Consider the following 12792-nt stretch of genomic DNA (forward strand, 5'->3'; position numbering starts at 1 on the left):
CGTGCGAGGGGCAGGGCCAAGTCTGGCCGGCCCCAAAACGCGCGTCAGGCGCAACCTGGCCTAGTAGCCACAGGGAGCGAATAATGGCGTCCGCAGCCGAACAGCTGGCCCGCAATCTAAACTTCTCCACCTTTTCGAAGGCGAAGGTGCTCCAGCAGCGCCTTCTGTTCACGCTGGGCGCGCTGCTCGTCTATCGCCTCGGCACCTTCATTCCGGTTCCCGGCATCGACCCTGACGCCTTCCGCGCGACTTTTGAACAGTCGCAGCAGGGCATCATCGGCATGTTCAACATGTTCGCTGGTGGCGCTGTCGAGCGCATGGCGATCTTCGCGCTGAACCTCATCCCCTACATCACGGCCTCGATCGTGATTCAGGTGATCTCCACCGCCTCGCCGCGCCTCGAAGCGTTGCGCAAGGAAGGTGGCGAGGCCGGCCGCCGCAAGATCAACCAGTACACCCGCTACCTCACCGTGGTGTTCTGCGCCGTGCAGGCCTACGGCATTGCCGTTGGTCTCGAGGCCTCGCAGGGCGTCGTGCTCAACCCGGGCTGGTTCTTCCGCATTTCTACCGTCGTCACCCTGGTCGGCGGCACCATGTTCCTGATGTGGCTCGGCGAGCAGATCACCGCCCGCGGCGTCGGCAACGGTATCTCGCTGATCATCTTTGCCGGTATCGTCGCCAACCTGCCGGCGACCGTCGTGCAGACCTTCGAGCTGAGCCGTACCGGAGCCATCCCGGGCATCGCCGCGGTTGCCATGCCGGTCATCGCCCTGGTGGTGATCGGGGTGATCGTGTTCTTCGAACGCGCCCAGCGCCGGCTGCTGATCCAGTATCCGAAGCGCCAGGTCGGCAACAAGATGTTCCAGGGAGATACCTCGCACCTGCCGCTCAAGCTCAACACCTCGGGCGTTATCCCGGTGATCTTCGGCTCGTCGCTGCTGCTGCTGCCGGCCACCATCGCCTCCTTCGCCGCTCAGGGGAACGCTCCGCAGTGGCTGCAGGTGACGACGGCGCTGCTCGGTCGCGGACAGCCGCTCTATCTGATCCTCTTCGCTGCCTTCATCATCTTCTTCGCCTTCTTCTACACCGCCATCGTCTTCAATCCGACGGAGACGGCCGACAATCTGAAGCGCTCCGGCGGCTTCATCCCCGGCATCCGGCCCGGCGAGCGGACAGCGCAGCACATCGACTACGTGCTGACCCGCATCACCGTTGTCGGCGCGATCTACCTCACGGTGGTGGCGCTGATCCCGGAAGTGATGTTCAGCCAGTTGGCAGTGAGCCAGTTCATCGGCGGTACCTCGCTGCTGATCATGGTGACGGTGACGCTTGACACCATCAGCCAGATCCAGAGCCATCTGATCGCCCAGCAGTACGAAGGGCTGGTCAAGAAGTCCCGTCTTGGAGGAGGCAAGCGTCGATGAGGCTAATTCTGCTCGGACCCCCGGGGGCGGGGAAGGGTACCCAGGCCAAGGTCCTGGTCGAAGACTTCGGCATTCCGCAGCTGTCCACGGGTGACATCCTGCGTGCTGCCATCGCGGCGGGTACCCCGCTGGGCCTCGAGGCCAAGGCGATCATGGATCGTGGCGACCTCGTCTCCGACGCTGTCGTCAACGGCATCGTGTCCGAGCGTCTCGACGCCGAGGATTGCAAGCCCGGCTTCATCCTCGATGGTTTCCCGCGCACCATCGCGCAGGCGGAAGCCCTCGATGGGATGCTGGCCGACAAGGGCATCCGCCTCGACGCGGTGATCGAACTCAAGGCCGATGCCGACGAGCTGGTTCGCCGCGTGATCCAGCGTTCGCGCGAAAGCAACCGCGCCGACGACAATCCGGAAGTGATCCGCAAGCGCCTTGAAGTCTACGAAAGCAGCACGGCGCCGCTGGTCGAGTACTACTCCCGCCAGGGGTTGGTGAAGACCGTCGACGGCATGGCGCCGGTGGAACAGGTGACGACTGCCATCAAGGCGGCCATTGCCAGTTGAATTGGGCTTGACTTGGCGGTTGACTCTGCCCAGTCCAGCCACTAAAGAACCGCGTCAGTCTCATAGGATGAATGGGCTGGATTCGGTTCTCCGAGGAAGTTGGGGGTCGAAGTCCGGTCCCTTGTTGTTTGAAGGCACCAGCCGTGACGGCTCGTGTGAATGAAGGAGAGCAGACGTGGCACGTATTGCTGGCGTCAATATCCCGACAAACAAGCGCGTCGTCATCGCGCTGCAGTATATCCACGGGATTGGCGACAAGTTCGCCTCGGATATCTGCGAAAAGGTTGGCATCCCGGCCGAGCGCCGCGTCAACGAACTGACGGACGCCGAAGTCATTCAGATCCGTGAGACGATCGACCGTGACTATGTCGTGGAAGGTGATCTTCGCCGCAACGTGGCGATGAACATCAAGCGGCTGATGGATCTCGGCAACTACCGTGGCCTGCGCCACCGTCGTGGCCTGCCGGTCCGTGGTCAGCGCACCCACACCAATGCCCGCACCCGCAAGGGTCCGGCCAAGCCGATCGCCGGCAAGAAGAAGTAAGAGCCGGTTCGCCCCTGGGGCGAGCCCTATTTGATCGGGCGGCGGGGCAGGGTGCCCCGGTCCGCCCGCGATGTAGCTGCCGGGGCCACATGGCTGACGGCAGCGTTGATATCGACCAGAGGACCTAAATGGCAAAAGCTGAAGTCGCGCGCGTCCGTCGCAAGGAGCGCAAGAACATCACCTCCGGTGTTGCCCACGTCAACGCCTCCTTCAACAACACCATGATCACCATCGCCGACATGCAGGGCAACACGATTTCGTGGTCCTCGTCGGGCGTTATGGGCTTCAAGGGCTCGCGCAAGTCGACCCCCTATGCCGCCCAGGTTGCCGCTGAAGATGCTGCCAAGAAGGCGCAGGAACACGGCATGAAGACCCTCGAGGTCGAAGTTCGCGGTCCCGGTTCGGGTCGTGAATCGGCGCTGCGCGCCCTCCAGGCCGCCGGCTTCAACGTCACGTCGATCCGCGACGTCACGTCCATCCCGCACAATGGCTGCCGCCCGCGCAAGCGGCGCCGCGTCTAAACAGCGGACGGAATTACGGGCTTCCGGCAGAGCTGCCGGGAGTCCTCTTTTGCGTTTTGCGGCGGGTGCGGCTCTGACTGGAGCCGCGATTTTGAAAGGACAATAACCGTGACGATCCAGAGGAACTGGCAAGAACTGATCAAGCCGACCAAGCTGGAGATTGTTTCGGACAGCGATAACGCGCGCGTGGCGTCGGTGGTTGCCGAGCCGCTTGAGCGCGGTTACGGGCTTACCCTCGGGAACGCCCTGCGTCGTGTGCTGCTGTCGTCGCTCCAGGGCGCGGCGGTTACCGCTATCCAGATCGAAGGCATCCTGCACGAGTTCTCCTCGCTTCCCGGCGTGCGCGAGGACATCACCGACCTCGTGCTCAACGTCAAGGAAATCGCGCTCAAGATGGGCGGCGAGGGCCCGAAGCGCCTTGCTCTCTCCAAGCAGGGGCCGGGTGCGGTTACTGCCGGCGACATCAAGGTCACCGGCGATATCGAAGTGCTGAACCCCGAACTCGTGATCTGCCACCTCGACGATGGTGCCGAGATCAACATCGAGTTCACCGTCAACACCGGCAAGGGCTATGTCCCGGCCGAGAAGAACCGTCCCGAGGATGCGCCGATCGGCTACATCCCCGTCGACTCGCTGTTCTCGCCGGTTCGCCGTGTCAGCTACAAGGTCGACGCCACCCGCGCGGGTGAATCGCTCGACAAGGACAAGTTGACCCTGCAGGTCGAGACCAACGGTGCCGTCAGCCCGGAGGATGCCGTGGCCTATGCCGCCCGCATCCTGCAGGACCAGCTGTCGGTGTTCGTGAACTTCGAAGAGCCCACCAAGGAGAAGGCCCAGGACTCCGTTCCGGAACTCGCCTTCAACCCGGCGCTGCTCAAGAAGGTCGACGAGCTCGAGCTGTCGGTCCGCTCGGCCAACTGCCTCAAGAACGACAACATCGTCTACATCGGCGACCTCATCCAGAAGACGGAAGCCGAGATGCTGCGGACTCCGAACTTCGGCCGCAAGTCGCTCAACGAAATCAAGGAAGTCCTGGCTCAGATGGGGCTTCATCTCGGGATGGACGTGCCGAACTGGCCGCCCGAGAACATCGATGACCTCGCCAAGCGCTACGAAGATCATTACTGATCCCGGCGCTGCCAAGATTTAGGAGTTACCCATGCGCCACGCTTCTCGAGGCCGCAAGTTCAGCCGAACCGCTTCCCACCGCAAGGCCATGTTTGCCAACATGTCCGCTGCGCTGATCAAGCACGAACAGATCGTCACCACGCTGCCCAAGGCGAAGGACCTGCGTCCGATCGTCGAAAAGCTGATCACCCTCGGCAAGCGTGGCGATCTGCATGCCCGCCGCCAGGCCATCGCCCAGATCCGCGATGAAGGCCAGGTGCAGAAGCTCTTCGCCGTGCTCGGCCCGCGCTACAAGGAACGCAACGGCGGCTACATCCGCATCCTCAAGGCCGGCTTCCGCTATGGCGACAATGCCCCGATGGCCGTGATCGAGTTCGTCGATCGCGACCCAGACGCCCGCGGCCAGGACTCCGGCCCGGTGCAGGTCCGCGAGGACGACGAGTACGAAGCCGCGTAAGCGGTTCGGTCCGACCCGATTTCGAGCGGCTCCGGAGCAATCCGGGGCCGCTTTTTTTGTGTTCGGAGTCAGCGGGGTCGATGTCGCGCTTGTCGCACTGATCCTACCTGCGGCATATCTGTAGCGGGGCAGGGGGGCACATCATGGACAGCGGCACCATTCTCGTGACCGGCGCCAGCGGCTTCGTGGGCAAGTGGACAGTGATCGAGCTGCTGCGAGCGGGTTTTTCGGTTCGTGGAACGGTGCGTCGCCCGGACAAGGTGCCGGCGATCCACGCTGCCATAGCCGTCCAAGTCGGCGGTGAAGCCCTATCGCGGTTCACCCACGTCGAAACCGACCTCATGGACGACCTTGGCTGGCCGGAGGCCATGGCGGGCGTCGACGCCGTGTGTCATGTGGCGGCGCAGATCCTCGCCGAGGAACCCCGGAACGCCGATGTGGTCATCCGCCCGGCTGTGGAAGGGACCGAGCGGGTGCTGCGCCACGCTCAGGCGGCTGGCGTCCGCCGCATGGTGATGACCTCCTCTATCGCCACCGTGGCTTATGGGCACGGTCATGACCGCGGCCGCCGCGTCTATGACGAGACGCACTTCACCCAGCTCGATCGCATGCGGTTCACCTGGGCCTACTGCATCGGCAAGACCCGCGCCGAGCAGGCCGCCTGGACCTTCGCCCGCGCCAACGACATGGCCCTGACCACAATCCACCCTGGCGCCATCCTCGGTCCGGCGCTCGACGACGATGCCAGCATCTCGCTGCTGATGGTCTCCGACCTGCTCAACGGCAAGACTCCTGCCATGCCGAGCAACGGCTTCTCCATCATCGACGTGCGCGACGTCGCTGCCATGCATGTCGCGGCACTCCAGAACGACGCCAGCATCGGCGAGCGCTATCTCGCCGCCGGCGACTACACCCCGTTTCCCGAGGTGGGGCAGATCCTGCGCCAGGCGTACCCCTCCCGCACGATCACCCAGAAGATCGTTCCCGACTGGATCATCCGCGTGCTGGCGCGGTTTGGCGGGCCCACCCGCCAGATCATCAACGACATCGGCAACGAAAAGCACTTCGACCGCACCAAAGGCGAAGCCCTGCTCGGCCGCCCCCTCCGCAGCAGCAAGGAAGCCATCCTCGCCGCGGCGGAGAGCAGCATTGCCCTTGGCGTCGTCAGGCCGAACTAAGCAGTAGCCTTACTCCGCTGCTGCCACAGCCTTCGCTGGCGGGATCGGGAAGTTGCTGTTGAACAGCCCCTTCGGATCGTACTCCGCCTTCAGCACCCGCAGCCGCTCCAGCGTCTTGCCGGGGAACGCTCGCTCCAGGTGTGACCGTTCGGTGCCTGTCTCGAAGTTGAGATAGAGCCCGTCCAGATGCGCTTCAAGCGCCGGCCACAGCGACTCCAGCCGCTTCGCAGTCGAGCCGGAGCCACCGGCATTGAGGCAGAAGTTCTGGTGCCGGTGGGCATAGGCGGTTGCATCCGGCGCTACGTCGTTCACCGCCCCGCCAACCGCCCGAAGCTGCATCATGTCGGTCGCCTTGGCCTTGAGGATGTCGCTCATGCCGCGGGCGATCTCCGGCGTGACGGTTGTCAGCAGCCCGCTGTGCGACACCAGCCCGTCGACGCCGTCGTGGCCGCTGAAATGCGACTGGATCAGCCCCGAATAGGGCATCACATACGCCCGGCTGCCGAGCACCGGCCCGACATCGAGGAAGGGCTGCAGCATCGGCTCGGCCACCGATGGGTCGGGATCGTTGATGACGATCATCGCCTGCCCGAAGGCAGGGTTGCCACTGCGCGCCGGCACCATGGTGAGGAAGCTCGTCAGGGCTCGTGGCGCCGCGATCACCGTCTCAGCCCAGCGCGGAATCACCAGCTCGGCATCGTTGAGGTCGTAGGTGATCTGCGCGAACACCACATTGCTGACGGGATAGGCCTCGAGCTCCAGCGCCGTGACCACGCCGAAATTGCCGCCGGCGCCTCGCAGCGCCCAGAACAGGTCGGAGTTGTTTTCCGCGTCCGCACGCAGCTGTCGGCCATCCGCCAGCACCACCTCGGCGGCAACCACATGATCGATGGTGAGCCCGTGCTGGCGCGAGATCCAGCCGATCCCGCCGGCCGTCGCCAGCCCCCCTACGCCGACATCACCATAGTCGCCCGAACTCATGCCCAGGCCGTGCGGCGCCAGCGCGGCGGCCACTTCGCCCCAGCGGGCACCGGGCCCAACCCGGAACCGGGCGGTTACCGGATCCAGCAGTTCAACCGAATTGAGCTGGCCGACGTCGATGACGATGCCGCCGTCATTGGTGGCCCGGCCAGAAATTCCGTGGCCGCCGCTCCGCACCGCCATGGGCACCTGCTGGGCGGCGGCGAAGGTCACCGCCTCCGCCACTTCCGCGGCATTGCGCGGCCGCAGCACCAGCCCGGGCTGGCCACGATGGATGTAGGTGGAGCGGTGTTGCGGGTATGCGTGGTCGCTCGGCTCGATAGCGACCTCGGCCAGGGCCGGCGGCACGTGGTCATAGTCGATCCCGGGCGCCCGCAGCGTCAAAGCCGCGGCGCTGCGCACCGCTCCGGTGCTGGTGCCCGCCGCAACGCGGCCACTGGCCACCTTCTCCCGCACCCGGGGAGCGACCTCCTTGCCGAAGGTCTCGATCAGCTCCGGAGCATCCGCCGGCAGGATGAAGGTCGAGAACCCGTGCTCCAGCGTCAGCGCCGCAACCTGCTCGGCGAGCAGCCGGGCATCCTCGGCATCGGTCAGTCGGCTGCCGAGCAGGTTCAGGAGCCGCCGGATCTCCCGAGGGCTGCGCCCGGCTTTCTCCGCCGCCTCGTCGATGATGGCGTTCGACTCGGCGATAGTCGGCTCCTTGATGTAGCTCATCGAGGGCAGCCAGCCGTCCGCCTTGCGCCCCACCAGCCGCAGCATGCGCGGCTTGTAGGCGCCAAGCCAGATGTCGATCCGGTGCTGGGGCAGGGGCCCACGACGGGCTCCGACTGCCTTGTGGTGCTTGCCATCGACGCGCACCCCGCCAGGCGCTCCGGCATCCCAGATTTCGCGGATGATCTCGATGGCTTCCTCGAGCGCCTCGACGGCCTCGCCTGGTGTCAGCTTGGTGCCACCCATCGCCTCGATACCTTCCCAGAAGGCGCCGGAGCCGAGCCCGAGTTCGAACCGGCCATGCGACAGCAGGTCGAGACTTGCCGCGGCTCGAGCCAGCACGGCCGGTGGTCTCAGCGGCAAGTTCAGCACATTGCCGGCCAGCTTCACCCGTTCCGTGCGCGCGGCGACGAAGCTCAGCAGCGTCCAGGTATCGAGAAAGTTGGACTGATAGGGATGGTCCTGGAAGGTGACGAGGTCCAGCCCCACCGCCTCGCTCAGCTGCGCCAGCGCCACCACGTCATCAGCCTGCCGCGCCTGCGGCGTGATGAAGGTGCCAAAGCGCAGCTCGTGCCCATAGTCGGTCATCGCGATGTCCAAAGGTTACGTTCGGTAACCTACTATCTAGTGTATACGGAAGCCGCCGCAAGCCGGCACACCGGTGTAACTCCGGACGTCGCATGTGACCACCGGCTCACCGGTTGTAGCATAGACCTCATGGTGAGCTTGTCGAACCACGAGGGCGCGGCCACCGGAGCCGCGAACGAAAATGGCCGCCCCATGAGGAGCGGCCATCTCATCGTATCTCGCCTGCCTCACTCGGCCGGCGACTGGTCCTTGCCGGTGTAGATCTCGTCCACCCAGTACTGGTCGCGGCGGTCGAAGCCGTTGAACGGGGTCAGCGATGCCTGGGTGTAAGCACCCATCAGCCCGAACTCGATCCAGTCGTCCTCATCGATGTCGGCCGGCAGGGTGAACACCTGCGGCAGCACGTCATAGCTGTCGCAGGTCGGGCCCCAGATGGTGAACTCGGAGAACTCGCCATTGTTGTCGTGCAGCCGCGGTCCACGCCACACCCGCACCGGCGGAGTGAAGTGCATGAACTTCACCTCCATCAGCGCGCCATAGGCGCCGTCGTTGAGGTACACCGATTGCCCGCCGCGCTGGTGCTTCACCCGCAGCAGCAGCGAGGTCGACGAGGTCACCAGCGCCCGGCCGGGCTCAATGATCAGCTCCGGCGGGTTCTTGCCGAAATGCTCCTTCACCGCTGCCGAGATGGTCTCGAAATAGTAGTCCATGGGCGGCGCTTCGCTGGTCGGGTAGGGCGCCGGATAGCCGCCGCCGATGTTGAGGCGCTTCAACTCGATGCCGGCCTCTTCCACGATCCGTGCGGCCGCCGCGATGTGCCGCTCATAGGCATAGGCATCCTCGCACTGCGATCCGACATGGAAACAGAGGCTGGGCGTATAACCCATCTTCTCGACCGCCGTGACGATCTCGGCCGCACCCTGTTCCATCACGCCGAACTTGATGCCGAAGTCATAGGACTTGAGCGCCTTGCCGGCCTTGAAGCGGGTGGTCACCTCGATGTCGCGGCTGGGCGACACCACCGCGGCCAGTTGGTCGAGCTGCTGCGGGTGGTCGATGGTGAAGCTGCGGACCCCGAACTCTTCATAGGCGCGCTCGATCTCGCGCTTGTTCTTGATCGGGTTGTTGTAGTGCATGACCGAGCCGGGAGCGTAGTCGCGCACCAGCTCCATCTCGCGGTTGGAGGCGACGTCGAACGCCGTCAGCCCCTCTTCGTGTAACTGCTTGATCACGTGCGGGGACGGGTTGCACTTCACCGCATAGGTGAGCAGGCCGTCGAAGCCCTTCTTGAACACCTTCACCGCCTTGTGCAGTTCCCGCTGCGAGAACAGGAAGGCGGGGTAATCCGGCCCCTCGGCCGCGATCAGCGCGGACGTGTTCGGATGGACGTGCTTCGGCTCGGTGGTCATTGACGACTGGCCTTTTCGGGCTGGAGTGGGGGTTCACGGAAAGCGCTGCATATAGGGCTGACGCCCCCCTCGCGCAAACGAATATTTGGCGTCATTTCTCTGCCGTCGGCAGGCGCCATTTTCATGACAGAATCCCGGGGTTTCCAACGGGTTCCCTGGAGGGTTCAGATGTCGCTCCGTACCTGGTTCTTCGCCGCTGCCGCCATCCTTGTTCTGGGCGCCCTCGGCACCATCGCCATCTCGTCCTATGCGCCGGCTCCTTTGGCCCAGGCGCAGGATCAGATCATGGCCCCCGCCGAGCCGCGCGTGGTGCCGGACAGCCAGGAGCAGATCAAGCTCAGCTTCGCGCCCGTGGTGCGGGAAGTCGCCCCCTCGGTGGTAAACGTCTATGCCACCCGCATCGAGCAGCAATACGTCTCGCCCTTCGCCAACGATCCGTTCTTTTCCCGCTTCTTCGGTCCCGACACCTTCCGCTCGCGCCCGCGCGAAAGCCGCTCGCTCGGCTCCGGCGTGATCGTCGACGGCGCCGGCGTGATCCTCACCAACCAACACGTCATCGAAGGCGCCACCGAAGTACGGATCGCCCTCAGCGACGGCCGCGAATACGACGTCGAGATCGTGGTCGAGGATGCCCAGACCGACCTCGCCGTGCTCCGCGTCCGCAATCCGGGCCAGACCACGTTCCCCGCCATCCAGTTCGCCGACTCCGATGCCCTCGCCGTCGGGGACCTCGTCCTCGCCATCGGCAATCCCTTCGGCGTCGGCCAGACCGTCACCAGCGGCATCGTCTCGGCGCTGGCCCGCACCGGCGTCGAAAAGTCCGACTACGAGTTCTTCATCCAGACCGATGCCGCCATCAATCCGGGCAACTCCGGTGGCGCGCTGGTGGATCTCGATGGCCGTCTCGTCGGCATCAATACCGCCATCTATTCCAGCAGTGGCGGCTCGGTCGGCATCGGCTTCGCCATCCCCGCCAACATGGCGCGCGTCGTTGCCGAAGCGGGCGTCACCGGCGGCGAGATCGTCCGCCCCTGGTTCGGCGCCAAGCTGCAGGCGGTCAATTCCGATATCGCCGCCAGCCTCGGCATGACGGCACCGACCGGCGCCCTCGTGACCGACATCGCCCCGGATGGCCCCGCCGCCCGCGCAGGGTTCCAGCCGGGCGACGTCATCCTCTCCGTCGACGGCACGCCGGTCGCCGATCCCAACGCCTTCAATTTCCGTCTCGCCACCCGCCGTGTCGGCGAGATCGCCCGGATCGAGCGGCAGCGCCAGGGTGTCACCGAAACCGTGAACCTCACGGTCGAAACCGCGCCCGCCCCGGCGGCTGACGCCACCGCCACCATCGCCGGCAACACCCGCTTCGCCGGCACCACCGTGCGCCAACTCGATCCGGCACTGGCCGAGGCTCAGGACCTCCCCTATGACGCGACCGGCGTCCTGGTCACCGCCATCGAGCCCGGCTCCCCCGCCGACCAAATGGGCCTGCGCGTCGGAGACGTCATCCTGTCGCTCAACGACGTCGCCACCGACACCGCCCAGACCTTCGCCGCCACCGCCTCCCACCGCGTCCGCACCTGGCAGATCATCCTGCAGCGCGACGGCCGCGTTACCCGGAGCATCGTCAGCGGGTAGGACGAGCGCCAATCTCCCCTAGACCTCATGGTGAGCCTGTCGAACCACGAGGTCGGTAACGCCGTGGCTGCGACCTACGGGGCTCCCCGCGCGCGACCTCCCTTCTCCCTTTGCGGGGAGAAGAGCCTGTCCTCGGGCTTGACCCGAGGGTGCCCGAACGGCGGATGAGGCTTATCTCACCCCCACTCGATCCGCGCGCGCTGACGCGCTACAACCGCCCTCATGTCCGATCTCTTCGCCGCCGACCCTGCTGAAACCGACAAGGCTCGCCCGCTGGCCGACCAGTTGCGGCCGCGCTCGCTCGACGAGGTCATTGGCCAGCAGCACCTGCTCGGGCCCGACGGCACTCTGCGCCGCATGATCGCCTCCGGCCGACTCGGCTCACTGGTCCTCTGGGGTCCGCCCGGTACCGGCAAGACCACGGTCGCGCGCCTCCTCGCCGACGAGATCGACTTCCAGTTCGTCCAGATATCAGCCATCTTCTCCGGGGTCGCCGACCTCAAGAAGGTGTTTGAGAAGGCCCGCTTCGAGCGCCTCTCCGGCCACCGGACCCTACTGTTCGTCGACGAAATCCACCGCTTCAACCGTGCTCAGCAGGACAGCTTCCTGCCGGTGATGGAAGACGGCACCATCGTGCTGGTCGGCGCCACCACCGAGAACCCGTCCTTCGAGCTCAACGCCGCTTTGCTCTCGCGCTCGCAGGTGCTGCGCTTCGAGTCGCTGTCGCTGGACGATCTCGAGCAACTGCTCGTCCGGGCCGAAACCCTGCTCGGCGCCACCTTGCCGCTCGACGAGGAAGCACGCCGTACCCTGCTGACCCTCGCCGATGGCGATGGTCGCGCGCTGCTCGGCCTTGTTGAGGAAATCCTAGCCTCCGCCCGCGCCGAGGAGACCCTGGATGCCGCGAGCCTGCTCACTGTCGTGCAGCGCCGTGCTCCGATCTACGACAAGGCGCAGGACGGCCACTACAATCTGATCTCTGCGCTGCACAAGACCATCCGCGGCTCCGATCCGGACGCGGCGCTCTACTACTTCGCCCGCATGCTCGATGCCGGGGAGGATCCGTTGTTCCTCGCCCGCCGGTTGATCCGCATGGCCTCGGAAGATATCGGCCTGGCCGACCCGCAGGCGCTGCCGCTCGCCATCGCCGGACGCGACGCCTACCAGATGCTGGGTTCTCCCGAAGGCGAGCTGGCTTTGGCCGAGGTCGTCGTCTACCTGGCGCTCGCCCCCAAGTCGAACGCGGTTTACACCGCCTTCAAGGCGGCGATGAGCGTTGCCAAGTCCACCGGCTCGCCCATGCCGCCAATGGCCATCCTCAACGCCCCCACCAAGCTGATGAAGGGGCAGGGCTATGGCGACGGCTACATCTACGACCACGACACCCCAGAAGCCTTCTCCGGCCAGGAGTATTTCCCGGAGAAGCTGGGCCGCCAGAAGTTCTACGAGCCCGTGGAACGCGGTTTCGAGCGCGATCTGAAAAAGCGCGTCGAGTACTTTTCAAGGCTGAGGGCGGCGAAGCGGGGGGAGTAGGGCAGTCTCATCGGGCCTGCGTGCAGATCACGGACTTCACCTCTCCCCTGAGGGGAGAGGTCGCCGCGCAGCGGCGGGTGAGGGGTTCAGTGCTGCGGTTCCTGCTGAGAGGGTGAACCCCTC

11 protein-coding genes are annotated in these 12792 nt (G+C 65.3%); 9 read left to right on the plus strand and 2 right to left on the minus strand.

Features of this window, described 5'->3' with window-relative positions:
* The first annotated feature begins 83 nt into the window (after nt 1-83).
* The 7 genes from secY (at nt 84) to ACFSX5_RS17095 (ending at nt 5812) form a co-directional block, all read left to right on the plus strand.
* Complete coding sequence (secY, locus tag ACFSX5_RS17065) at nt 84-1424, plus strand: preprotein translocase subunit SecY (protein ID WP_386835056.1); 1341 nt, start codon at nt 84-86, stop codon at nt 1422-1424.
* The gene (locus tag ACFSX5_RS17070) at nt 1421-1984 is read left to right on the plus strand and encodes an adenylate kinase (RefSeq protein WP_386835057.1); all 564 of its coding nucleotides are present in this window, start codon (nt 1421-1423) and stop codon (nt 1982-1984) included. Before secY ends, ACFSX5_RS17070 begins: the two co-directional genes overlap by 4 nt.
* Nucleotides 1985-2159: 175 nt before the next feature.
* Entirely contained in the window at nt 2160-2528 is a 369-nt protein-coding gene (gene rpsM / locus ACFSX5_RS17075; RefSeq protein WP_386835058.1) for a 30S ribosomal protein S13, read from the plus strand.
* Between the two features lie 128 nt (nt 2529-2656).
* Nucleotides 2657-3049 carry a 30S ribosomal protein S11 gene (rpsK, locus tag ACFSX5_RS17080; RefSeq protein WP_086469598.1) on the plus strand — a complete coding sequence of 131 codons (393 nt, stop codon included), beginning with the start codon at nt 2657-2659 and terminating at the stop codon, nt 3047-3049.
* Between the two features lie 102 nt (nt 3050-3151).
* The gene (locus tag ACFSX5_RS17085) at nt 3152-4177 is read left to right on the plus strand and encodes a DNA-directed RNA polymerase subunit alpha (RefSeq protein WP_386835674.1); all 1026 of its coding nucleotides are present in this window, start codon (nt 3152-3154) and stop codon (nt 4175-4177) included.
* Nucleotides 4178-4208: 31 nt separating this feature from the next.
* The gene (gene rplQ, locus ACFSX5_RS17090; protein WP_386835060.1) at nt 4209-4634 is read left to right on the plus strand and encodes a 50S ribosomal protein L17; all 426 of its coding nucleotides are present in this window, start codon (nt 4209-4211) and stop codon (nt 4632-4634) included.
* Between the two features lie 143 nt (nt 4635-4777).
* Entirely contained in the window at nt 4778-5812 is a 1035-nt protein-coding gene (locus ACFSX5_RS17095) for an NAD-dependent epimerase/dehydratase family protein (protein ID WP_386835062.1), read from the plus strand.
* Nucleotides 5813-5821: 9 nt separating this feature from the next.
* On the opposite strand, the gene ACFSX5_RS17100 is transcribed toward ACFSX5_RS17095, so the two are convergent.
* Together ACFSX5_RS17100 and ACFSX5_RS17105 are read right to left on the minus strand one after the other, a co-directional pair.
* Nucleotides 5822-8092, minus strand: coding sequence for an LLM class flavin-dependent oxidoreductase (locus ACFSX5_RS17100; RefSeq protein WP_386835064.1), 2271 nt, complete (start codon nt 8090-8092; stop codon nt 5822-5824).
* Nucleotides 8093-8319: 227 nt separating this feature from the next.
* Nucleotides 8320-9501 carry a type III PLP-dependent enzyme gene (locus ACFSX5_RS17105; protein WP_386835065.1) on the minus strand — a complete coding sequence of 394 codons (1182 nt, stop codon included), beginning with the start codon at nt 9499-9501 and terminating at the stop codon, nt 8320-8322.
* A gap of 168 nt (nt 9502-9669) precedes the next feature.
* Here ACFSX5_RS17105 and ACFSX5_RS17110 point away from each other — a divergent pair, with 168 nt between their 5' ends.
* Both ACFSX5_RS17110 and ACFSX5_RS17115 read left to right on the plus strand, forming a co-directional pair.
* Nucleotides 9670-11136, plus strand: a complete 1467-nt coding sequence (locus ACFSX5_RS17110) for a Do family serine endopeptidase (RefSeq protein ID WP_386835066.1) — start codon at nt 9670-9672, stop codon at nt 11134-11136.
* A gap of 222 nt (nt 11137-11358) precedes the next feature.
* Nucleotides 11359-12669: a replication-associated recombination protein A gene (locus tag ACFSX5_RS17115; protein WP_386835068.1), complete on the plus strand. Its 1311-nt coding sequence runs from the start codon at nt 11359-11361 to the stop codon at nt 12667-12669.
* Nucleotides 12670-12792 lie beyond the last annotated feature (123 nt).

Origin of the sequence: Devosia albogilva (assembly GCF_042685625.1) — a bacterium.
Lineage (GTDB): Bacteria > Pseudomonadota > Alphaproteobacteria > Rhizobiales > Devosiaceae > Devosia > Devosia albogilva.

What these genes read in the sequence shown, in the direction of transcription:
- secY (WP_386835056.1), top strand. Translation starts at nt 84, where the DNA reads ATGGCGTCCGCAGCCGAACAGCTGGCCCGCAATCTAAACTTCTCCACC.
- ACFSX5_RS17105 (WP_386835065.1), bottom strand. Translation starts at nt 9,501, where the DNA reads ATGACCACCGAGCCGAAGCACGTCCATCCGAACACGTCCGCGCTGATC.
- ACFSX5_RS17095 (WP_386835062.1), top strand. Translation starts at nt 4,778, where the DNA reads ATGGACAGCGGCACCATTCTCGTGACCGGCGCCAGCGGCTTCGTGGGC.
- ACFSX5_RS17115 (WP_386835068.1), top strand. Translation starts at nt 11,359, where the DNA reads ATGTCCGATCTCTTCGCCGCCGACCCTGCTGAAACCGACAAGGCTCGC.
- ACFSX5_RS17070 (WP_386835057.1), top strand. Translation starts at nt 1,421, where the DNA reads ATGAGGCTAATTCTGCTCGGACCCCCGGGGGCGGGGAAGGGTACCCAG.
- ACFSX5_RS17100 (WP_386835064.1), bottom strand. Translation starts at nt 8,092, where the DNA reads ATGACCGACTATGGGCACGAGCTGCGCTTTGGCACCTTCATCACGCCG.
- ACFSX5_RS17110 (WP_386835066.1), top strand. Translation starts at nt 9,670, where the DNA reads ATGTCGCTCCGTACCTGGTTCTTCGCCGCTGCCGCCATCCTTGTTCTG.
- rpsK (WP_086469598.1), top strand. Translation starts at nt 2,657, where the DNA reads ATGGCAAAAGCTGAAGTCGCGCGCGTCCGTCGCAAGGAGCGCAAGAAC.
- rplQ (WP_386835060.1), top strand. Translation starts at nt 4,209, where the DNA reads ATGCGCCACGCTTCTCGAGGCCGCAAGTTCAGCCGAACCGCTTCCCAC.